The sequence below is a fragment of the Pseudovibrio denitrificans JCM 12308 genome (assembly GCF_001310815.1).
In the GTDB taxonomy this organism is placed as follows: domain Bacteria; phylum Pseudomonadota; class Alphaproteobacteria; order Rhizobiales; family Stappiaceae; genus Pseudovibrio; species Pseudovibrio denitrificans.
Genome location: NZ_BAZK01000004.1, coordinates 119,744 through 140,566 on the forward strand (window position 1 = coordinate 119,744; position 20,823 = coordinate 140,566).

Annotated in this window: 22 protein-coding genes, 2 tRNA genes and 2 pseudogenes; 20 read left to right on the forward strand and 6 right to left on the reverse strand. The window is 52.2% G+C overall.

Annotation, left to right across the window (positions count from 1 at the left end):
* Nucleotides 1-10: 10 nt before the first annotated feature.
* Nucleotides 11-2,230, forward strand: a complete 2,220-nt coding sequence (locus JCM12308_RS05930) for a cation-translocating P-type ATPase (RefSeq protein ID WP_054783141.1) — start codon at nucleotides 11-13, stop codon at nucleotides 2,228-2,230.
* An 8-nt stretch (nucleotides 2,231-2,238) separates the two neighbouring features.
* Nucleotides 2,239-2,427, forward strand: a complete 189-nt coding sequence (ccoS, locus tag JCM12308_RS05935) for a cbb3-type cytochrome oxidase assembly protein CcoS (RefSeq protein ID WP_008550004.1) — start codon at nucleotides 2,239-2,241, stop codon at nucleotides 2,425-2,427.
* A 147-nt stretch (nucleotides 2,428-2,574) separates the two neighbouring features.
* On the opposite strand, the gene hemA is transcribed toward ccoS, so the two are convergent.
* Nucleotides 2,575-3,852: a 5-aminolevulinate synthase gene (hemA, locus tag JCM12308_RS05940; RefSeq protein ID WP_008550049.1), complete on the reverse strand. Its 1,278-nt coding sequence runs from the start codon at nucleotides 3,850-3,852 to the stop codon at nucleotides 2,575-2,577.
* Between the two features lie 334 nt (nucleotides 3,853-4,186).
* On the opposite strand from hemA, the gene JCM12308_RS05945 reads away from it, so the two are divergent.
* Complete coding sequence (locus JCM12308_RS05945) at nucleotides 4,187-4,660, forward strand: response regulator (protein ID WP_014284480.1); 474 nt, start codon at nucleotides 4,187-4,189, stop codon at nucleotides 4,658-4,660.
* A 180-nt stretch (nucleotides 4,661-4,840) separates the two neighbouring features.
* Here JCM12308_RS05945 and JCM12308_RS05950 read toward each other — a convergent pair whose 3' ends face one another.
* The 3 genes from JCM12308_RS05950 to JCM12308_RS05960 form a co-directional block, all read right to left on the reverse strand.
* On the reverse strand, nucleotides 4,841-5,023 hold the full coding sequence (locus JCM12308_RS05950; protein WP_054783288.1) for a hypothetical protein: 183 nt from the start codon (nucleotides 5,021-5,023) through the stop codon (nucleotides 4,841-4,843).
* Nucleotides 5,024-5,555: 532 nt separating this feature from the next.
* Nucleotides 5,556-5,630 (reverse strand) — tRNA-Thr (locus tag JCM12308_RS05955).
* A 31-nt stretch (nucleotides 5,631-5,661) separates the two neighbouring features.
* Nucleotides 5,662-5,736 (reverse strand) — tRNA-Thr (locus JCM12308_RS05960).
* A 249-nt stretch (nucleotides 5,737-5,985) separates the two neighbouring features.
* Between JCM12308_RS05960 and JCM12308_RS05965 the strand changes: the two genes are divergently transcribed.
* From JCM12308_RS05965 to JCM12308_RS06000, 8 genes and pseudogenes are all read left to right on the forward strand, one after another.
* Nucleotides 5,986-6,141, forward strand: coding sequence for a hypothetical protein (locus JCM12308_RS05965; RefSeq protein WP_164845262.1), 156 nt, complete (start codon nucleotides 5,986-5,988; stop codon nucleotides 6,139-6,141).
* A gap of 307 nt (nucleotides 6,142-6,448) precedes the next feature.
* Nucleotides 6,449-7,737 (forward strand): annotated as a pseudogene (murA, locus tag JCM12308_RS05970) (UDP-N-acetylglucosamine 1-carboxyvinyltransferase).
* 205 nt (nucleotides 7,738-7,942) lie between these two features.
* The gene (locus JCM12308_RS05975; protein ID WP_014284483.1) at nucleotides 7,943-8,389 is read left to right on the forward strand and encodes a DUF2948 family protein; all 447 of its coding nucleotides are present in this window, start codon (nucleotides 7,943-7,945) and stop codon (nucleotides 8,387-8,389) included.
* A 129-nt stretch (nucleotides 8,390-8,518) separates the two neighbouring features.
* Nucleotides 8,519-9,814 (forward strand): histidinol dehydrogenase, encoded by a 1,296-nt coding sequence (gene hisD / locus JCM12308_RS05980; RefSeq protein WP_014284484.1) that lies wholly within the window; start codon nucleotides 8,519-8,521, stop codon nucleotides 9,812-9,814.
* Between the two features lie 31 nt (nucleotides 9,815-9,845).
* Nucleotides 9,846-10,355, forward strand: coding sequence for a UPF0262 family protein (locus tag JCM12308_RS05985; protein ID WP_008549968.1), 510 nt, complete (start codon nucleotides 9,846-9,848; stop codon nucleotides 10,353-10,355).
* A 2-nt stretch (nucleotides 10,356-10,357) separates the two neighbouring features.
* On the forward strand, nucleotides 10,358-10,789 hold the full coding sequence (locus JCM12308_RS05990; RefSeq protein ID WP_037036921.1) for an arsenate-mycothiol transferase ArsC: 432 nt from the start codon (nucleotides 10,358-10,360) through the stop codon (nucleotides 10,787-10,789).
* Between the two features lie 172 nt (nucleotides 10,790-10,961).
* Nucleotides 10,962-11,180 carry a translation initiation factor IF-1 gene (gene infA, locus JCM12308_RS05995; protein WP_008549604.1) on the forward strand — a complete coding sequence of 73 codons (219 nt, stop codon included), beginning with the start codon at nucleotides 10,962-10,964 and terminating at the stop codon, nucleotides 11,178-11,180.
* A 78-nt stretch (nucleotides 11,181-11,258) separates the two neighbouring features.
* Complete coding sequence (locus JCM12308_RS06000; protein WP_054783143.1) at nucleotides 11,259-11,894, forward strand: Maf family nucleotide pyrophosphatase; 636 nt, start codon at nucleotides 11,259-11,261, stop codon at nucleotides 11,892-11,894.
* Between the two features lie 9 nt (nucleotides 11,895-11,903).
* Here the strand turns inward: JCM12308_RS06000 and JCM12308_RS06005 are convergent, their stop codons facing one another.
* A complete protein-coding gene (locus JCM12308_RS06005) occupies nucleotides 11,904-12,263 on the reverse strand; it encodes a hypothetical protein (RefSeq protein ID WP_008549628.1) in 360 nt (119 codons plus the stop codon).
* Between the two features lie 385 nt (nucleotides 12,264-12,648).
* Between JCM12308_RS06005 and yacG the strand changes: the two genes are divergently transcribed.
* The 8 genes and pseudogenes from yacG to paaE all read left to right on the forward strand — a co-directional run bounded on the left by yacG (nucleotide 12,649) and on the right by paaE (nucleotide 19,685).
* Nucleotides 12,649-12,843 carry a DNA gyrase inhibitor YacG gene (gene yacG / locus JCM12308_RS06010; protein WP_208609080.1) on the forward strand — a complete coding sequence of 65 codons (195 nt, stop codon included), beginning with the start codon at nucleotides 12,649-12,651 and terminating at the stop codon, nucleotides 12,841-12,843.
* A gap of 345 nt (nucleotides 12,844-13,188) precedes the next feature.
* Complete coding sequence (locus JCM12308_RS06015) at nucleotides 13,189-14,787, forward strand: bifunctional metallophosphatase/5'-nucleotidase (RefSeq protein ID WP_054783145.1); 1,599 nt, start codon at nucleotides 13,189-13,191, stop codon at nucleotides 14,785-14,787.
* Between the two features lie 130 nt (nucleotides 14,788-14,917).
* Nucleotides 14,918-15,874: a PaaX family transcriptional regulator gene (locus JCM12308_RS06020; protein WP_208609081.1), complete on the forward strand. Its 957-nt coding sequence runs from the start codon at nucleotides 14,918-14,920 to the stop codon at nucleotides 15,872-15,874.
* Between the two features lie 129 nt (nucleotides 15,875-16,003).
* Nucleotides 16,004-16,985, forward strand: a pseudogene (paaA, locus tag JCM12308_RS06025) (1,2-phenylacetyl-CoA epoxidase subunit PaaA).
* A gap of 13 nt (nucleotides 16,986-16,998) precedes the next feature.
* Entirely contained in the window at nucleotides 16,999-17,286 is a 288-nt protein-coding gene (gene paaB / locus JCM12308_RS06030; RefSeq protein ID WP_014284492.1) for a 1,2-phenylacetyl-CoA epoxidase subunit PaaB, read from the forward strand.
* 7 nt (nucleotides 17,287-17,293) lie between these two features.
* Nucleotides 17,294-18,052 (forward strand): 1,2-phenylacetyl-CoA epoxidase subunit PaaC, encoded by a 759-nt coding sequence (gene paaC, locus JCM12308_RS06035; RefSeq protein WP_054783146.1) that lies wholly within the window; start codon nucleotides 17,294-17,296, stop codon nucleotides 18,050-18,052.
* A gap of 14 nt (nucleotides 18,053-18,066) precedes the next feature.
* The gene (paaD, locus tag JCM12308_RS06040) at nucleotides 18,067-18,576 is read left to right on the forward strand and encodes a 1,2-phenylacetyl-CoA epoxidase subunit PaaD (protein WP_054783147.1); all 510 of its coding nucleotides are present in this window, start codon (nucleotides 18,067-18,069) and stop codon (nucleotides 18,574-18,576) included.
* A 26-nt stretch (nucleotides 18,577-18,602) separates the two neighbouring features.
* On the forward strand, nucleotides 18,603-19,685 hold the full coding sequence (gene paaE, locus JCM12308_RS06045) for a 1,2-phenylacetyl-CoA epoxidase subunit PaaE (RefSeq protein WP_054783148.1): 1,083 nt from the start codon (nucleotides 18,603-18,605) through the stop codon (nucleotides 19,683-19,685).
* A 94-nt stretch (nucleotides 19,686-19,779) separates the two neighbouring features.
* Here the strand turns inward: paaE and JCM12308_RS06050 are convergent, their stop codons facing one another.
* Nucleotides 19,780-20,205 (reverse strand): PACE efflux transporter, encoded by a 426-nt coding sequence (locus JCM12308_RS06050; protein ID WP_083417083.1) that lies wholly within the window; start codon nucleotides 20,203-20,205, stop codon nucleotides 19,780-19,782.
* A 102-nt stretch (nucleotides 20,206-20,307) separates the two neighbouring features.
* On the opposite strand from JCM12308_RS06050, the gene JCM12308_RS06055 reads away from it, so the two are divergent.
* Nucleotides 20,308-20,805, forward strand: a complete 498-nt coding sequence (locus JCM12308_RS06055; RefSeq protein WP_054783149.1) for a MarR family winged helix-turn-helix transcriptional regulator — start codon at nucleotides 20,308-20,310, stop codon at nucleotides 20,803-20,805.
* The last annotated feature ends 18 nt before the right edge of the window (nucleotides 20,806-20,823 follow it).

The window sequence follows — 20,823 nt, forward strand, 5'->3', positions numbered from 1 at the left end:
CGGTATTGCTATGTCTGCGCCTGAGAGGGATTGGGCTGCATTCGTAACAAATACGGACGATGGCAAGGCTCATATGGACCTTGCTGTCGACGGTATTACGTGTGCTGCATGTATGTACGAAATTGAACGCGGCCTCCAGAAGCTGGATGGCGTTGAAAAAGCGCGCGTAAACCTGTCATCCCACCGGCTCTCCGTAGATTGGGATGAGGAGAAAACCAACCCGTCTCCCATCGTCGATATGCTGCAAAAGCTCGGATACAAGGCATATCCCTTTGATCCGGCACAGGTAAAATCTCGTGGTGATGCCGTCGGAAAAGAAATCCTGCGAGCCCTCGCGGTCTCCGGCTTTGCCGCGATGAATATCATGCTGCTGTCGATCTCCGTCTGGTCCGGCAATGCCTCTGATATCGATCATGAAACCCGTGCATTCTTTCATTGGATCTCAGCTTTGATCGCGCTGCCAACGGTGGTCTATTCCGGGCGTATCTTTTTCCGCAGTGCCTATATGGCAATCAAGACCAGCCGTCTGAACATGGACGTGCCGATCACGATTGGAGTGTTGCTCGCAACTGGTCTTTCAGTCTGGCAAACCATTTCAGAAGCCGAGCACGCATACTTCGATAGTGCTGTGATGCTCCTGTTCTTCCTGCTGGTGGGTCGTTACTGCGATCATTTGATGCGCAGAAAAACGCGTTCTTTTGCAGAAAATCTCGCGACTTTGAAAGCTGAGAGTGCAGCGAAGATCCAGGACGACGGAAGCACGCTCGATGTACCGCTCTCCAAACTTGCCGTTGGTGATCGTGTGCTTGTCCGCGCTGGTGAGCGCATCTCCGTAGATGGTCGGATTGCGACAGGCACTTCTGAAGTGGACCAGAGCCTCGTAACAGGTGAAACTCTGCTGCAAGCTGTTGGGGAAGGGGATCTTGTCTACGCTGGTACCATGAACACATATGGTGTTCTGGAGATTGAAGTCACCGCAGCTGCCAAAGGCACATTGCTGGATGAGGTGAACAAGCTTCTCGAAACAGCCATGGAAGGCCGTTCCAAGTACGTTCACATCGCTGACCGTGCCTCTCAGCTCTATGCGCCTGTGGTTCATGCAGCCGCTCTGTTGACCCTGATCGGCTGGATCATGCTTGGCATGGCGTGGCAGCCAGCACTGGTCATCGCTATCTCGGTTCTGATTATCACATGCCCATGTGCGCTCGGCCTTGCGATCCCTGCGGTTCAGGTCGTTGCCAGCGGATTGTTCTTTAATGAACGTGTCTTGCTGAATGCTGGCGATGCTATTGAGCGCTTAGCAAGTGTCGACACCATCGTGTTCGACAAGACTGGTACCCTAACCCTTCCGGAAGCATCGCTCTCACAAGAGCATGGGCTCTCAGCAGAGCAGTTAGAGCTGGCTGGCCGTCTGGCACTGTCTTCGTCACATCCACTGTCTCAGGCCATTGCAAGAGCCACTGGCGCGCAGCAAAGCTTGCCAGATGCGAAGGAACTAGCGGGTAAAGGCGTTGAGGCGCAGATTGACGGCGTGCAAGTAAAGCTGGGCTCTCCCGCATTCTGCGGTGTTTCAGAAGAGCAACTCGCTCAGGCGAAAGAGCAGCATCCGGATGCATCTTTCGTTGCGTTTCAGATGGGAGATGAGGCGGCTCATCTTCTCCCTGTTGGCCAGTTTATGCGGGAAGGGGCGGTTGAGACCATTCAGAAGCTGAAAGATGCAGGCTTTGCGATTGAGATCCTCAGCGGTGACCATGCAGGTGCAGTGAAGCATGCTGCTGATCTACTTGACGTTGAGAGCTGGAAGGCTGGTCTGAAACCTCAGGACAAGATTGACCGCATTGAAGAGCTGAAAGCTCAAGGTAAGAAAGTGCTGATGGTCGGTGACGGCCTTAATGATGCACCATCCCTGGCAGCTGCAAACGTCTCCATCTCACCAGTATCTGCTGTTCACGTCAGTCAGGCTGCAGCAGATGCTGTGTTCCTGGGGGATAGTCTTGCACCAGTCATGAGCGCTCTGATAATTTCCCAGAAAGCGCGCTGGGTGATGAACCAGAATCTTGCCATCTCTGTCATCTATAACCTGATTGCAGTGCCATTTGCGGTGCTAGGTTTTGTCACACCTCTCGTTGCAGCCTTGGCTATGTCGGGTTCTTCGATTATCGTGACGCTAAATGCAGTACGCCTGAGAATGATTGCAGGCACATCATCCCAGCCGAGCCAGGAGGCCTAAGCAGCACTATGGAAGTCTTAATCTACCTTATCCCGGTTGCGTTGGTTCTTGGTGGCGCAGGTTTGGTAGCGTTCCTATGGTCTCTGCGTGCAGGGCAGTACGATGATATGGAAGGGCCGAAGTGGCGTATTCTGGATGATGGTGATCTGCAGGAAAACAGCACACCTGTGGAAGCTGCCAAGCGCAAGGCATCCTAATCAGTTACCAGCTGTATTTAGCGAAAAGAACAGATCAATGAGAGGCTTGTAAGCGATCCGCTTCAGGTCTCTTTTTTATTGGTGGGTGAGGGCAACAAAAAAGGCCGACGAAAGCGCCGGCCTTTTGGTGTTTCTATGTGTTGGCGCTTAGCCGCCAGCAAACTGATAAACAGCCTGACCTTGTGCAGCGTCCAGCTCTTCTTCTGCTGGAGCGTCGGTAAATGGCAACTCAAGGGTCTGCCATACATCAACCAGTGCGTCGCGCAGGTGATCAATCAGGGCGTCGTTATGGACAGGGCCCGGAGTGATGCGCAGACGTTCTGTGCCGCGTGGAACGGTTGGATAGTTGATTGGCTGAATGTAGATGCCATGCTTATCAAGAAGAAGGTCGGTTGCCTGCTTACACAGATCAGGATCAGCCACGAGGACCGGAATGATGTGCGTGTCAGAAGGCATCACAGGCAAGCCTGCTGCTTTCAGTACGTCCTTGGTGCGCTGTGCCTGACGCTGCTGGCCTTCACGCTCAACACCGGATTCTTTCAGGTGCTTGATGGAAGCTGTTGCAGCTGCAGCAAGTCCTGGAGGAATAGCAGTGGTGAAGATAAAGCCCGGAGCATAAGAGCGAACCGCATCAATGATGGTCTGAGAAGCGGTGATGTAACCACCCATTACACCAAATGCTTTTGCCAGTGTACCTTCGATGATGTCGATACGATCCATCACACCATCACGCTCAGCAATACCTGCGCCGCGTGGACCGTACATGCCAACAGCATGCACTTCGTCGATGTAAGTCATCGCATTGTACTTGTCGGCAAGATCACAGATGCGCTCGATCGGTGCGATATCGCCATCCATGGAGTACACGGATTCGAACACGATCAGTTTTGCGCGGTCATTGCCAGCAGCCTTGAGCAGGTCTTCAAGGTGCTCAAGATCGTTGTGGCGCCATACCTTCTTGGAAGTCCCTGCGCCGCGAACACCCGCAATCATGGAAGCGTGGTTCAGCTGGTCGGACAGGATCAGACAATCAGGCAGCAGTTTTGCAATGGTGGAAATGGAGGCTTCGTTGGAGACGAAACCACTTGAAAACACCAGAGCGCCTTCTTTGCCGTGCAGGTCAGCGAGTTCTTCCTCAAGCTGTACCAGAGGGTAGTTCGTGCCCGAGATGTTACGCGTACCGCCTGCGCCTGCTCCCATGCGCTGAACGGTTTCTGTCATGGCTTCAATCACTTTAGGGTGTTGACCCATACCCAGGTAGTCGTTCGAACACCAAATGACGATTTCACGGAGGTTTTGATTTTCTTTACGCCAGAGTGCGTGTGGGTGACGCCCTGCAATGCGCTCGAGATTAGCAAATACGCGGTACCGTTTTTCATCCTTCAAAGAAGCAATCGCCTCATTGAAGATATTTTGGTAGTCCATTTTTTGCCCCTTATATTGCGGCGGTATTATTCGGCGATACTTTAGAGTTAGCCTAAACTTAGCGATAATCCTTATCCCTGTCGAAGGACACATTGACGCGGTCCATGGAAATGCGGATTTATCAAAGGATATTTTCACCTAACGCATATCAGCCTATCTATATCGCAGAGACAGTCTTTGACATAGAACTATAATTGGGCAGTCTTGCAATTTGTTATGTTCTCTGCCACACCTTGTAACTAATAACTGAATTTCTGTTCTAATTAAATTGGGTTGCGTCAAGTGACCGGGGCATGACTGCGTGAGTATAGACCTCTCATCCTTATCATTTCTGGTGGTTGAAGATAGTGCGTACATGCGCACGATTCTGCGGACAATGCTCCAGGGGTTTGGTGCCCGTAAGATCGTTGAGGCGGAAGACGGAGCGTCAGGCCTTGAAGCGATGGATCGCGCGAACCCGGATATCCTGATTCTCGACTGGGTTATGCCAATCCTCGACGGTGCGGATATGGTTCGCATGATCCGTACCCAGAACAATCCATATGCCTATATCCCAATCATTATGGTGACCGCGCACACAGAGCGTAGCCGTATTATTGAAGCCAGAAAACTGGGTATACATGAGCTGCTCTGTAAGCCGATCTCGGCAAAAGCGCTCTACCAGCGCATCGCTTCGATCATCCTGCAGCCAAGAGACTTTGTGAAAACAGCTGGTTATTTCGGTCCGGCACCGCGCGAAATCCGCGGGCACAAGAAAAACTGGGATGGAAACAAGGTTCTGACAGACGCAAACTCTGCAATGGTCTGATCAGCTTTTCTAATAATCTATGAAATTGAAATGCCTCCTCGGAGGCGTCAGCCTGCCTCCAAGGTGGTAGCCTGTTATGCGATCCATGTACCCCTGACAGCAACCCCGATATTCGGAGAGGGATAGGTGGGCGTTAAGGCTTGATGTGCAGCGCGTGTAAAGAAATGAACGCGAAGAGCATTAAAGTGAGGTGAGGGCCTCGACTGCCTTTTCCCATTTTTCCGAGGGAAGGCTGGAAACTAGTCGAATGAGTTGCGCAAACTCTGCTTCTTCGAGCTGGTAGCGGAGCATCTGTAGCTCTGCCTCAGTAAACTTGCCGGTTGCAGCTGCGGGAACATCCGCTTCGATGACTGCCTGATCCATTTTCACCTCCTGAAACTCCAACAAAATGAAAATCAGTGGACACTTGCACAAGAGCTCGCGCAAGTGCGCTTGGGAGGCATATCCTCTTCCCCGGTTCCGCAAAAACGGATGTTGGAAAACTACCCCAATACGCCCCCAAGACCACAGAAACGTCGCAGGACCGCCGCCATATGTAAACCAACCCCAAGATGAAATTTGGTAGAATTGTGGCACGTTGTATCTGAGACACAGTGCCGTTGAGGCAGCCAGGGTGCAGCCGTGCGCAGTGGAATTTTATTTCCATACCGTGATATTTAAGTGTCCTGCAAAGTTCGAATGTTTCGTAAGGCCTTTGGATTATCGATGGATTAGCGTTGATAAGTGCTAGTGCGTACCTGGCGAACTTGTGAGGATAACAGCATCTGCTCACGGCAGAGTTGCAAGCTGTTCTAAAAATCTGTGATTTTTTAAAATCTGATTTCTCATTTTGGGGAAATGCAAAAGCAAGACGCAGCGAATTCAGTGCGGAAAATCTAACAATGTAGAAGAAGAATGGTGCTGCCGGAGAGATTTGAACTCTCGACCTCTCCCTTACCAAGGGAGTGCTCTACCCCTGAGCTACGGCAGCGCGCCGAATGTGTGCATCGCCTTTAGAAGAATGGTGCTGCCGGAGAGATTTGAACTCTCGACCTCTCCCTTACCAAGGGAGTGCTCTACCCCTGAGCTACGGCAGCATCGCATAAATATGAAGCAGTTAAGCGCTTCTTGTATCTTCCAAACCAGCGTTTTTGCAACGAGGTAAGTGCTCCGTGGGCGCTGCCCTCGGAACGAGGAGGCTTATGTCATAACCTTTTTAAACCTGCAAGAGGTTTTATTGGCAGTTCTGTGGAAACTGAATAACACAACGAAATGAGAGCATTGCCATGCACTTGTCGTATATTAGGGCACTTGGCTTCAATCGCGACCTCGTGTACCAGTTGCGCATGACAGATTCAAAGAAAACAGAAGGCGAGGATAAGGCGATAAAGTCTGCATCCAAGCCAAAAAACGATCCGAAGGCTGATCGATTGGCTGAAGCCTTGCGCGCAAATCTGCGCCGCAGAAAACAAGCTGCAAAGCGAAGCGCTGACGAAGATTGAGCTTGCTCGCCATACGCGTTGGGGCGTGAAAAAGGGCGTTAAGCAAAAATCTAGCAATTTTTCGCTAAATTAGAAATACATGTAAAACTCGTCAGAAACTGAAGGGTTTTGACGAGGTAAGACGCTGCGGACTTCGTATATCCTGCTAATTGCGAAATATCAGTAGGATCTATTGGGGAAAACCGTTGGGGAAGCAGCAGGGCGAAAGTGACGCCTTGTTTATGCCATAGCGCTGATGTTAGTGGGCACAATCAATTCCTCTTCAAATTTGCGTTTCCCTCTGCGGGCTTTATTGGGGTTATGAAATATGGACAAAATTCGTATTGTTGGTGGTAATCAGCTAAATGGTGTTATTCCGATCTCAGGCGCGAAGAATGCTGCGCTGCCTTTGATGATCGCGTCACTGCTCTGCGAAGATACACTGACACTCGAGAATGTGCCCCGCCTGCGCGATGTCGCGCTGCTCACTCAGATTCTTTCCAACCATGGCGTTGATTATTCTGTAGATGGCAAGCGCGCTGGTCAGGACACAATGACTGGCCAGACCATTCACCTGAATGCAAGCAACATTGTCGACACCACGGCTCCTTACGAGCTGGTTTCCAAAATGCGTGCAAGCTTCTGGGTCATTGGCCCATTGCTCGCCCGCATGCACAGCGCGCGCGTTTCTCTGCCAGGTGGCTGCGCAATTGGTACCCGTCCGGTAGACTTCTTTATCGACGGCCTGAAAGCACTCGGCGCTGATATTGAGATGGACCGCGGTTATGTTCAGGCAGAAGCAAAAGGCGGCCTGAAGGGCGGTCGTGTTGTCTTCCCTAAAGTGTCTGTTGGCGCAACCCACACAGTTATGATGGCTGCGACACTGGCAAAAGGCGAGAGCGTGATTGAAAACGCGGCTCAGGAGCCAGAAGTCACAGATCTCGCAAACTGCCTGATTGGTATGGGCGCTAAGATCGAAGGCGCTGGTACAGACACCATTCATATTCAGGGCGTGGATAGCTCGGCGCACATCGTCACCCGGTTATTCCTGACCGCATTGAAACTGGCACCTACGCAATGGCTGTTGCGATGACAGGTGGTGAAGTCACGCTGGAAGGTGCACGCGGCGATTTACTGGAAAGCGCGCTGGACGTTCTGCGTCAGACCGGTACTGAGATCACTGAGACCAACATGGGTCTCAAAGTACGCCGCAACGGTGCAGGTATCAGCCCGGTTGATATCTCCACAGAACCATTCCCAGGCTTCCCAACGGACCTGCAGGCACAGTTCATGGCGCTCATGACACGCTCCAAAGGCGTGAGCAAGATCACCGAGAATATCTTCGAAAACCGCTTCATGCACGTTCAGGAGCTGGCACGTCTTGGTGCCAAGATTACTCTGGACGGGCAGGTCGCTTCCATCGAGGGCGTCGAAACTCTGCGCGGTGCTCAGGTTATGGCAACAGACCTGCGCGCATCCGTTTCTCTCGTGATCGCAGGCCTTGCTGCTGAAGGTGAGACCACGGTCAGCCGTGTCTATCACTTGGATCGTGGCTTTGAGCGTCTGGAAGACAAGCTCTCCCGCTGCGGCGCAGTCATTGAGCGCATCTCTGCTTAATACTCAGAGCGCAAAAGATGTGAACCCGGTCTGTTTCAGGCCGGGTTTTTTCATGGAGAATTTCTCAAAGAAGACGGACCGTACCTTCAAGCTTGAAATCTGCTGCGTTCATTCATAGATGTTTTTCTGTAAATTGTTGTAATAGTAAGGATGTCTCGCGCTTATGTACGGTGCGCGGGCCTAGGAAATTCTGCAAGGGATCGATATGGAACAGGTAAAACCGATGAAGCTGATGGCACTGGATCAGGAAGACTTGCAAGTCATCTCTTCCATGGTGCAGGACAGTGTTCTGAAACTCGCGGATATCAAGTACTTACCTGGCGAACGTCGTCTGGTTCTCACAATGAATCGGTACCTTTGGGAAACAGACGCAAACAATCAGAAGAGACGCATGCGCGCACGTTCTGTGCTCTCCATCTCTCGCGTTGATGCTGTCAAAGCACAAAAAATCAACCAGACAAACAAAGACATGGTCCTGTCTTTGCTCTGTGTGTTGTTTGAAGAGACAAATGCGCCGGCTGGTCAGTTGAAGCTTGAGTTTTCCGGTGGGGCTGCTATTGCAGCAAACATCGAATGCATCGAAGCACAGCTTGCTGATCTGGGCTCTGTCTGGGAAACCGATAACAGACCCGAACATCATCTGGAAGGCTAGTTGGAAAGCGCGGGATAGTTTCGTAAAATCCCGGCACAACTTAAAGGCTTGGACCGCAATTCGAAAAAATGGAACATCACCTCAGAGGCAGTAGTTCTCTGAGAACAAAAGTAAATTGGGAACGATAACGTGGCGATAAAGCTCTCCTCAAAGTCTGAAGGTTTCGAAGAAGAAATTCGTGCCCTGCTTGGAAGCAAGCGGGAAACTTCAGAGGATGTGGATCATATCGTGCGCGACATCCTACATGATGTCGAAACGCGCGGTGATGCGGCCGTGCTCGAGTACACCAACAAGTTTGACCGTATGTCGGCCAAATCTATGGACGAGCTAAAAGTAACTGAAGCGGAGATTGAAGCAGCTGTTGCTCAGATCCCTGCTGAAACACTGGAAGCATTGCAGCTTGCCCATGATCGTATTCGTTCCCACCATCAAAAGCAGCTACCGGAAAGCTACACCTATAAAGACGCAATTGGCGTAGAACTGGGTGCAATCTGGACTGCAGTGGAAGCTGTTGGTGTCTATGTACCTGGCGGCCTTGCCAGTTATCCATCCTCCGTTCTCATGAACGTTGTCCCTGCAAAGGTAGCGGGCGTTGAGCGGATCGTGATGGTGGTTCCAAGCCCGGACAACGTGCTGAACCCACTTGTGCTGGCTGCTGCCAAAATGTCTGGCGTCTCTGAGATTTACCGCATCGGTGGTGCTCAAGCTGTAGGTGCACTGGCATATGGCACGGAAACAATCGCACCGGTCTCCAAGATTGTTGGCCCGGGCAACGCATTCGTTTCCGCAGCAAAGCGCCGTGTATTCGGCACTGTCGGCATCGATATGATCGCTGGCCCTTCCGAGATCCTCGTCGTAGCAGACAAAGACAATAACCCGGATTGGGTCGCTGTCGATCTATTGTCTCAGGCTGAACATGATCCGGTCGCGCAGTCCATTCTCATCACTGACAGTGAAGAACTGGCACAAGCCGTTGAAGAAGCTGTCGAGCGTCAGCTGACCACGTTGCCACGAGCAGACGTAGCCCGCCAGAGCTGGAATGACTTCGGCGCCATCATCACCGTCGATAATCTGGACGATGCCATGGTGCTATCCAACCGCTTTGCACCAGAGCACCTTGAGCTCTGCGTTGATGATCCGGATGCGCTGCTGCCGAAAATGAGAAACGCTGGCGCTGTGTTTGTTGGTAGGTACACACCAGAAGCAATCGGAGATTATGTCGGCGGCTCCAACCACGTGTTGCCAACGGCGCGCTCTGCTCGCTTCTCCTCTGGTCTTTCCACGCTGGAGTTCGTGAAAAGAACATCGCTCCTGCGCTGTAACCCGGAAAATCTAGCGCAGATAGGCCCGGCAGCCGTCACCCTTGCAGAGGTCGAGGGCTTGCAGGCACATGGACGTTCAGTCTCAATTCGCTTAAATCACTAGTCACTTGATCCAGTAGGGAAAAGATCGCTCGATGAACAAGGAAGTCCCTGTAAACGAAGAACAGAGACAACAAGGAGGAGAACGCCTCTTTGAGGTGGTTCTTGACCGGGATTCGATTGTGCGCGCTGACAAGGACGTCGAGCGCGAGCGGAAAATTGCGATCTTTGATCTGGTAGAGGAAAACATGTTTTCTCCGGTCGGGCCCGATCTGGGCCCGTACCGACTGGATCTTGCGATGATCAAGCGCAAGCTTGTGCTTGGAATTCGAGATGAAATGGGCAGCGAAATCGCAACTCATATCCTCTCGCTCACGCCTTTTCGGAAGATTATCAAAGACTACTTCATGATCTGTGAGAGCTACTACGATGCCATTCGAAGTGCTTCTCCCAAGCAGATTGAAGCCATCGATATGGGGCGCCGTGGACTGCACGACGACGGTGCCTGCATATTGGAAGAGCGCCTGAAGGGGAAAATCACCATCGACCATCAAACTGCCCGACGTCTGTTTACGCTTATTTGCGCCTTGCAGCATCGGGGGTAAGGATGGCCGAGTTTATGTCACGGCCAAGTTCGATCCTGTTTATTTGCAGAATGAACGCCGTACGCTCCCCGATGGCGGAGGGGCTGACCAAGCTGCTGTATCCAAAACAGGTCTACACCCGCTCTTGCGGCGTCTTCGCAGGCGAGCGAGATCCTTTCGTGGACTCTGTAATGGACGAGCTGGGAATGGATCTGAGCAACCATCATCCCAAGACCTTCGAGGATCTGGCGGAGGAGGGGTTCGACCTCATCGTGACGCTGGCACCGGAAGCGCATCACATGGCACTGGAGCTGACACGCACCCAGCACGTCGATGTTGAGTACTGGCCCACAATCGACCCGACAGTGGCAACGGGCAGCCGCGCACAGATCATGGATGCCTATCGTGCGGTGCGTGATACACTGAAGCGGAAGATTGAACAGCGCATGCAATAAGCTGCTGAAAACGCTCTACGCGTGGCCTTTGCATGTGTTTTCCACCCAAAAACAAGAAATATGCGGTAAAACTCGTGAAACTGCCCTCCAAGAAATGGAGGTAGCCTGTTCACTTTTGACGAGTTATCCGGTAGGTTCCGCGAAAATTCCATTTAACAAATCAGGAATCCTAATGGCTAAAGAAGAAATGCTGGAGTTTCCAGGCGTCGTCGTCGAACTCCTTCCAAATGCGACTTTTCGTGTGAAACTTGAAAACGATCACGAAATTATCGCTCACACCGCTGGTCGTATGCGCAAAAACCGTATCCGCGTTCTGGCTGGCGATAAAGTGCTCGTGGAAATGACACCATATGACCTGACAAAGGGTCGTATCACCTATCGCTACAAGTAAGCGATCCACTGAGCGCGGGTTCATGATGAACCTGCCTTGGTTGAGCTCTGGTCTGTAATTCTATCGGGGAACTGGCATATGACCAAAGAACTGCCGCTAGTATTGGCCTCCGGGTCACCACGTCGTCTGGCGTTACTTCAGCAGATTGGTATTGAACCGGATTTCCTTCTACCTGCAGACATTGATGAGACGCCTGTGCGTGGGGAAAGCCCGCGCGCGCTGGCGCAAAGACTTGCACGCGGCAAAGCCGCCGCGGCTCGTGTCCTGATCGACCGGGATGAAGAAAAAGCACATTCCATCATCCTGGGGTCTGACACCGTAGTCGCAGTCGGGCGCCGCATCCTTCCTAAAGCCGAGAGCAAAGAGCAGGCCAGTGTTTGCCTTCAGTTGCTGTCTGGCCGTATGCACAAGGTCTACACCGGCGTATGCGTGAACATGCCGGATGGCGTGGTCCGCACCAAGCTGGTTGAAACCCGCGTCCGTTTCCGCCGTTTGTCTGCAAATGACACGGACAAGTACCTCGCTTCTGGTGAGTGGCGCGGGAAAGCAGGCGGATATGCTATTCAGGGCCTCGCAGGCGCGTTTATCGCCCGTGTGATTGGTTCATACCCAAGCGTGGTAGGATTGCCGCTGCTGGAGACTGCAAACCTTCTGCAGTCCGCTGGCTATCCGACACAGAAGGCCTGGGATGAAGACGCTGTTCCTGCTGCCTAAACAGCAGGGCTAACGCGCAAACCCTCCAACAGTCTGAACATATCGCGGTGAAAGGCTCGCAAGAGCGTTTCGCAGCTCCTGTGTTGGCTTGCCATAAACGGTCATACCCGTTGGATGCAGCGTGTCCATGAACTGCTTGGCGTAGGTGTTCGAGAACCACGTCAGATGCAGCAGGGCAGAGTTGCTGTCCTTGAAGCTTGTAAAGATCTCGCAGGATTGCCCGTCCTCACACAGGTACCAGACATAGGCTGTGGTATCACCTTGCATCTGCTGGACAGATTTCACCATCTCAACCATCAATCCTTCAAAGACCTTTGGTTCTGCAGTGGCCAGGCGCGCTGTAAGGATCCAAGAAACTTCGTTATTCATTATACGCTTCCCCGGTTTTCGCGAGATACTTTCAAATAGATAAAGAACTCATGGCGTATCCCGACAAAGTGCTTCCGGTTGTTGGGCAAGGATACGCGCATACTTAAAAGTGCCTGCCTATGAGTAATCTTAGTCCGAACTTTAGCAGCTGCAAAGTTGTTTGCACCTAAACTGATTAACACCTTAAATTTGGGAGATAATTTGCAGTTGTGAAGAGGTCGGGGAGCTGTCTTTATTCCAAAATCGACAAAACCTCGGAAGTGGCCTGAGATTATCTCTTGATGTCCTTGCGAATTCTGGCTAGAGGCTCTGGCAGATACTCCGCTGAGCCGGAGAGGCAAACAGCCATATCTGCGAAGACCAAAACCAGCAGTTGAGAGAGATGATGAAGAAGCCATCCGCAAAATGCCCGATCTGCGAAAAGCCGACGCAGGAAGCGACGAAGCCGTTTTGCTCAGACAGGTGTAAGCAAGTGGATCTCAACAAGTGGTTGAGTGGTCATTATTCCGTACCTGCAGTTGAGGAAGAGTTCAGTGAATCTGAAATCTCTGACCTAGAAGATCCACGTATTCTGCACTGAGCATTTGGGGATAAATATTTCGAAAAATTGAAGATTTTTTTCGACAATTTTTACCTATTTTCGGTGTTTTCTACCTCTGATTTGTTGAGCCAAGAAGTTGATATATTAAAAGGATTCTCAACAATCCTACCCCTTGCAACAGGTGCCGGATAGGTAAGCGATAAAAAAGTCAGGCTCTGAATTTTTTTTCAATTAGATGGCGAAATATATCTGCTTTAGTCTTGTGCCTGTCACAGTTATGGGCAATTGTACCGAGCGTGTTCTTGGGAGGTTTGCGCGGATATAGAGATTCTCGCGTAGCCGTCTCGTTAAATTGCTTGGGGCAATTGAAAAAAGGCAAGACCTATGAAAAAGCATCTCTTGGGCGCAACTGCGCTTTTGTTGTCTTTTGGTGTTTCTGCACCGGCTATGGCAGAATTTGATCTGACAATTTTGCACACGAATGATTTCCATTCCCGCATTGAGCCAATCAACAAGTACGACTCTACTTGTTCCTCAAAGGATGATGCAAAGGGCAAGTGTTTGGGTGGCACTGCTCGTTTGGAAACAGCAATTAAAGAACGCCGCGCTGCTGCGAAAAACTCCGTTCTGGTTGATGGTGGTGACCAGTTCCAGGGTTCTCTGTTCTACACTTACTACAAAGGTAAGGCTGCAGCTGAGTTCATGAACACTCTCGGTTACGACGCAATGACCGTTGGTAACCACGAATTTGATGATGGCCCAGAAGTTCTGCGTGGTTTCATGGACATCGTAAACTTCCCTGTACTGCTGGCAAACGCTGACTTCTCTAAAGAAGGCAAGCTGATCGGCGTTCTCAAGCCAACTTCTATCGTTGAGCGTGGCGGCGAGAAAATCGGTTTCATCGGCCTGACACCAGATGACACTCACGAGCTGTCCAGCCCAGGTGAGCACGTATCCTTCTACGATCCAATCGAAGCTGCAACCAAGCACGTTGCTGAACTTCAGGCGCAGGGCGTGAACAAGATCATTGTTCTGTCTCACTCCGGTTACGACGTGGACAAGAAAATCGCTGCTGCTGTTGACGGTATCGACGTGATCGTTGGTGGTCACACCAACACTTATCTGTCCAACACTTCCGACCGTGCTGAAGGCCCATACCCAACTTGGGTTGAAGCTCCAAACGGTAAGAAAGCTGCGATCGTATCTGCATACGCATACGGTAAGTTCCTTGGCGAGCTGAACGTTAAGTTCGACGACAATGGCGACGTGATCGAAGCTGTTGGTGAGCCAATCATCATGGATAAAGAAGTTGCTGAGAACGAAGCTATCAAGGCTCGTATCGCAGAACTCGCTGGTCCACTTGATGAAATCCGCACCGAAGTTATCGGCAACACAACTGCTGCTATCGATGGTGACCGTAAGTCCTGCCGCGCACGTGAGTGTGAAATGGGCGTTCTCGTAGCTGACGCTATGCTCGACGCAACCAAAGATCAGGGCGTTCAGATTGCAATCACCAACGGTGGCGGCCTGCGTGCATCTATCGACGCTGGTGAAGTAACCATGGGCGAAGCTCTGGCAGTTCTTCCGTTCCAGAACACTCTGGCGACTTTCGACCTTCAGGGTAAGTTCATCAAAGACGCTCTGGAAAACGGTCTGTCCAAGATCGAAGAAGGCGCTGGCCGCTTCCCACAGGTTGCTGGTCTGAAGTTCACCTTCGACGCTTCCAAGCCTGCTGGTGAGCGTATTGTTGAAGTGACCCTGGAAGACGGTTCTGCAATCGACGCAGAAAAAGTCTACAAGATCGCAACCAACAACTACGTTCGTAACGGTGGCGACGGCTACAAGATCTTCTCCGCAGAAGGTAAAAACGCATACGACTACGGCCCAGGCCTCGAGTTCGTACTTGCTGACTTCCTGAAAGCACAGGGCGGTGCATACGAGCCAAAACTGGCTGGTCGCATCACCGACGCTACTGCAAAATAAGCAGATCTTGCTTAGCAGATGATTTGAAGCCGGAGGTTATGCCTCCGGCTTTTTTCATGCCATCCTCTCTGGCACCAAAACCATCAACTTCAGCTGCGCTTCCTATTGTTCTTTGCAAACAGGGACTTGCATGAAGCCGCAGGAAGCCCTTACAACTATGTGGGTTCCAAATCTCAAGAGGCGTGTGGATGTGGGCAATCTAGAGCAAGAGCAGCAAAAGCTCATCGACAGGTTCCATGCGCAAAAGCCAATCCGCTCATGGTCCATGATCATCTCCATCTTTGGCGACTGCGTTGCTCAGCGTGGCGGAGAGCTTTGGATGGGCAACATCACTGAGATCATGCAGATGATCGGCATCAATTCCGGTGTCGTCCGCACGGCTATGTCGCGCCTTGCATCCGATGGCTGGCTGGAACGCACCCGCATAGGCCGGAACTCTTTCTACCGCCTCACCAAAATGGGCCGTGAAGCTTTCGGTCAAGCCACTCCGCGCATTTACGCCCGAGGCCCGGCCAAGGGGAATGGCAGCTGGATCACCGCGATCCTGAGCGAGGGCGACGACCGGGTAGACCGCCGCGAGCAACTGATGGAGCAAGGCTACGGCGTCATCGCGCCCAATGTGCTGATCAAGCCAGACAACGGGCAGGGCACTCCCAGGTCCTCTGGCAAGATCGTCTACATGCAGTCAAAAGCCCCAGCAGACAAAGCTCTACAACTGGCCCGACAAGCCTGGAATCTGGACAGCCTGCAACATGGCTACAGCGAGTTTATCGAGAACTACCACGGTCTCCACGCATGCCTCTCAGAAGCTTCAGGAAGCGAGCCGGGTATCTCTCCAGAAGATGCGCTGGCCATCCGCATCATGCTCATCCACGACCTGCGAAGACTTGTTCTGAGAGACCCTGAGCTGCCTCTTCAGGCCTTGCCAGACAATTGGGCAGGAAGCATCGCCCGAGAGCTGGCGGCAGACATTTACAGCGCCTTGAGAGACCGCGGTGAGATCTGGCTTGATTCTAATGCCAAGAATGCAGAGGGCACTTTGCCGCCTCCTGAGCCCGCTTTTTTTGAACGGTTCCAACCTTTGTAATCATTAGCGAATTTAGAATTGTCCTAAAATGCGCCCTTAAATGTTACAGAAAAAACTTGTGAGAATGATATTCTGTGACATATTGAAGCGGAGACGAACATTGGTGTGCTCTTGGGAGGGACGTGACCTATGTACACGCAAGCATTGAACAACCCAGCTGTCGAAGCCGAGGTTGAGGACGAAGAGAAGCTTGCTGCTTTTCAAGCCCGTATTGACCGCGAAGAGAAGATTGAACCCAACGACTGGATGCCAGCAGCCTACCGCAAGACGCTGGTTCGCCAGATCTCTCAGCACGCGCATTCCGAAGTGGTTGGCATGTTGCCGGAAGGAAACTGGGTCACCCGCGCTCCATCCCTGAAGCGCAAAGCCATCCTGCTTGCCAAGATTCAGGACGAGGGGGGGCACGGTCTCTACCTCTATTCAGCGGCAGAAACCCTGGGCGTTTCACGCGAAGAGCTGGTGGATCAACTGCTCAGCGGCAAGGCCAAGTACTCTTCCATCTTCAACTACCCAACTCTCAATTGGGCGGATGTTGGGGCTGTTGGCTGGCTGGTAGATGGTGCGGCCATCATGAACCAGATCCCGCTCTGTCGTTGCTCCTTCGGCCCTTATTCCCGTGCGATGATCCGCATCTGTAAGGAAGAAAGCTTCCACCAGCGTCAGGGCTACGATCTTCTCGTTGCATGATGAAAGGCACTGCAGAACAGCAGGAGATGGTGCAAGACGCGTCAATCGCCTGTGGTGGCCAGCGCTGATGATGTTTGGCCCCTCCGACAAGGACAGCAAGCACTCTGCAGCCAGCATGAAGTGGAAAATCAAACGTTTCACCAACGATGAACTACGCCAGAAGTTCGTAGACGCGACCGTGCCACAGGCAAAGGTTCTTGGCATCACACTGCCGGATCCGGACCTCAAGTTCAATGAGGAAACAGGCCACTGGGAACATGGCCAACCGGATTGGGACGAGTTTTACAACACCATTCAAGGCAATGGCATCTGCAACAAGCAGCGGATGAAAGACCGCATCAAGGCGCATGAGGACGGTGCCTGGGTACGTGAGGCTGCGCAGGCGTACGCTGCAAAGCAAGCCGCAAAGAAATCAGCTGCTTAAGGGAGGGCGGAACATGAGCGAACAAGCAACACCACTTTGGGAAGTATTTATCAGAGCGCGCAATGGCATGTCTCACCGGCATGCGGGCTCAGTCCACGCAGCTGATGCAGAGATGGCACTTCAGGCTGCACGGGATGTATACACCCGCCGCGGTGAAGGCCTCTCCATCTGGGTTGTGCCATCTGCGGCCATCGTAGCAAACGATCCAGACGAGAAGGGCGAGATGTTTGAGCCAACAGCCTCGAAGATCTACCGCCACCCAACGTTCTACGAGCTCCCTGACGAAGTCGCGAATATGTAAGGAGGCCATGATGAAAGATCCGGCACTATTTACATACTGCATGCGACTGGCAGACGATTCCGCAATCCTGAGCCAGCGTTTGAGCGAGTGGTGTGGTCACGCTTCTCACCTGGAAGAAGACATCGCACTCACCAACGTTGCACTTGATTTGATCGGTCATGCCCGCGAGTTGTACACCTATGCAGGTCAGATTGAAGGCAAGGGCCGCGATGAAGATGCCCTGTGTTTCCATAGGGTTGAGCGCGAATTTACCAATCTTCTGCTTGTTGAACAGCCCAACGATGACTTCGCTTATGCCATCATGCGCCAGTTCTTGTTCTCCGCGTTCATGCATCCTTTCTGGGAAGCTATGATGAAATCGGAAGACGAGCTGCTGGCTGGTCTGGCAGCAAAGGCAGAAAAAGAAGCAGCCTACCATCTGCGTCATTCTGCAGAGTGGGTGATCCGTCTGGGTGACGGCACCGAGGAAAGCCACAACCGCGTCAGTGATGCGCTGGAGTTCCTCTGGATGTACACCGGCGAGATGTTTGAGTGTGACGAGGTTGTATCATCTCTTGTTGCAAAAGGCATTGCCGTAGATCCCATGTCTATCAAGCACTTATGGGACGAGACAGTGAACACGGTACTGGTTCGCGCCAATCTGGAACGTCCAACGGAAAGCTGGATGCAGACCGGTGGCCGTAAGGGCGAACACAGCGAGCATCTGGGACATATTCTGTCGCCTATGCAGTACCTGCAGCGCTCATTCCCGCAAGCCCAGTGGTGATTGGGAGTTAACCCATGGCAGTTGCAGCGAAAATTCTGAGATCTGAACTGGACCAAAAAGCCTGGAATGCGGTGTGCGATGTACCGGATCCCGAGGTGCCGGTTCTGACCATTGAGGACCTTGGTGTTCTGCGCGATGTGCATGTGCAGGCGGATGGCTCTGTGCAAGTGACCATCACACCAACCTACACCGGTTGTCCGGCCATGAGCATGTTCGCTTTCGATATTGAAGCGGCTCTGCTCAACGCCGGATTTGACAAGGTGGAGGTGAAAACCGTCCTCAATCCGGCCTGGACCACAGATTGGCTCTCAGAAAAAGCGCGTGAAAAGCTAAGGGCTTACGGAATTGCACCTCCCAATGGCAAGGCCTCGCGTCGGGCTTTGTTCGGGGAGGAGCAAGTCCATTGCCCCAAGTGCAACTCTGCCAACACCAGTCGTATTTCCGAGTTTGGCTCAACCGCTTGCAAGGCGCTGTACCGCTGCAACGATTGCTCTGAGCCTTTTGATTATTTCAAGTGCATCTGACCGGTTCAGGTGCAAGGGAGGAAACCATGTCGCCACGGTTTCATAGATTGAAGATCAAGTCAGTCCATCAGGAAACGGAGGAGGCCGTCTCCATTGACTTCGAGATACCTGCGGACTTGAAGGAAGATTATTCTTTTATTCCAGGGCAGTACCTCACGCTGCGCGAATTTATCAACGGTGAAGACACCCGCCGATCCTACTCCATCTGCTCCTCTCCCAAGGACGATGACATCCGCGTTGCGATCAAGAAAGTGGAGGGAGGCCGCTTCTCAAGTTTTGCGCTCGACCATGTGGCTGTTGGCAACGAGATTGACGTGATGACCCCAATGGGCCGTTTCAATCTGCCACGAGGAACCACAGAAGATGCAAGGGTTTACGCCGCTTTCGCAGCAGGGTCCGGCATCACGCCGATCATGTCCATGGTGCAGGCGGTGCTGGAGGATGAGCCGAACAGCCATTTCTTCCTGTTCTATGGCAACAAGAATTCTCAGAGCGTGATCTTCAAGGACCAGCTGGACGACCTGAAAGACCGCTTCCTCGATCGCCTGAGTGTCTACCATGTTCTGTCCCGCGAAGAGCAGGAACTGAGCCTCTTTAATGGCCGCTTAACATCTGAAAAGATTGAGGAATTCATCACCAAGACTGTTGGTGAAAACAGCATCGACCATGTCTTCCTCTGCGGTCCCGGTGATATGATCGAAGCAGCCAAGCAAACCTGCCAGAACCATGGTATCCCGCTGGAACACATCCATAACGAGCTGTTCGTTCCAGCTGATGGCGGTGATCCGCACGCAGCCCATAAAGCTAAGGATTCCAGTGCAGTAGACCACAACGCCAAAGTCTCCATGATCGTCGATGGAGCCCGTCACGACATCACGTTGGAGCCGGGTGAGACCATCATTGACGGTGCCCTGCGCGCAGGCATCGAAGCACCATTCTCCTGTAAGGGCGGAATGTGCTGCACCTGCCGTGCGAAGGTCGTCTCCGGCGAAGTGGACATGGCCGTCAACTATTCTCTGGAACCATGGGAAATCGAAGCAGGCTACGTGCTCACCTGCCAATCCAGACCGAAAACTGATGATGTTACAGTCGATTACGACGACATTTGATCAGACAAACCACCTGTTTGCGTTGGTTTGAAAAGAAAAGCCGGAATTTGCGTTATTCCGGCTTTTCTTGCGTTTATATGTCGGCATTGCGCTTTCAGGCCGCCTCTGTCGTCGGCACCGGGAACACCAGATCATAGGCCCAGTTGTAGACGAAGGCGTAAACCAGAAAGAACACCGCAAAGCCGATATCAAGCAGCAATGCCTGAATGAAATTCATCTGCAACCACCACATGATTGCAACGATGCCGAAGCCGAGCAGTCCGGCTTCAAACAGGATCGCATGCACAACGCGCAGGGCGATGGTTCTTGGCTGGGTACCACGGTTGGCCACATACCAATTGTCGAAGAGCCAGTTGTAAACAAAGTTCCAGCCCATGGCGATCAGGGACATGATCAGTCCGAGAACACCGATCTCTGCGAGGGAATGACCCGTAATCCAGCTTCCGAACACCGCGACGATTGAAAGGGCGATCCCTTCAAACAGCACGGAGTGCCGAACTCTGTCCCAGAAACTTCTCATGTCACACCTATCTATCTAAGTAGCTTTCTGGATAGATATATTCAAACTATCTTTCTGGCAAGGTTTAATTTAGAAAACCGATAGAGTTGTGATGAGGATCTCATGTCAAAAGCCTACCCAATGGGCAAAGCCCTTGAGCTAATGCGCCAGAACTGGCCGGAAGCCGTCTCCGTTGAAACCGAGCTGTTTCTCAGCATGAACCGCTTCGCCGAAATCCTCGATCAGAACTGCACCAAAGAGTTGGAAGTCTATGGCCTGACCAATGGTGCCTTTGAGGTGCTGGTGGCTCTGCGTGGCCGTCCAGAGCCCTGGGAAATGTCCCCCAGCGACCTGTACCGTGCTCTGCTGATGACATCAGGCGGCATGACCAAAATTCTCAAACAATTGGAAGCAGATGGCCTCGTCACCCGCATTGATCACGACACCGACAAACGCAGCAAGATCGTGCGCCTGACAGAAGCGGGCAAAACCACCGTCGAAAAAGCTATGGACAGCGTCATGGCCGGCGACCGCCGCGTGATCTACCAGAACCTCACCAAAGAAGAAGTCCAATCCCTCCGCGACACACTCCTCAACGTAGTCGTAAAGCTGGGGGTGTAGGGGGATAACACCCACGCG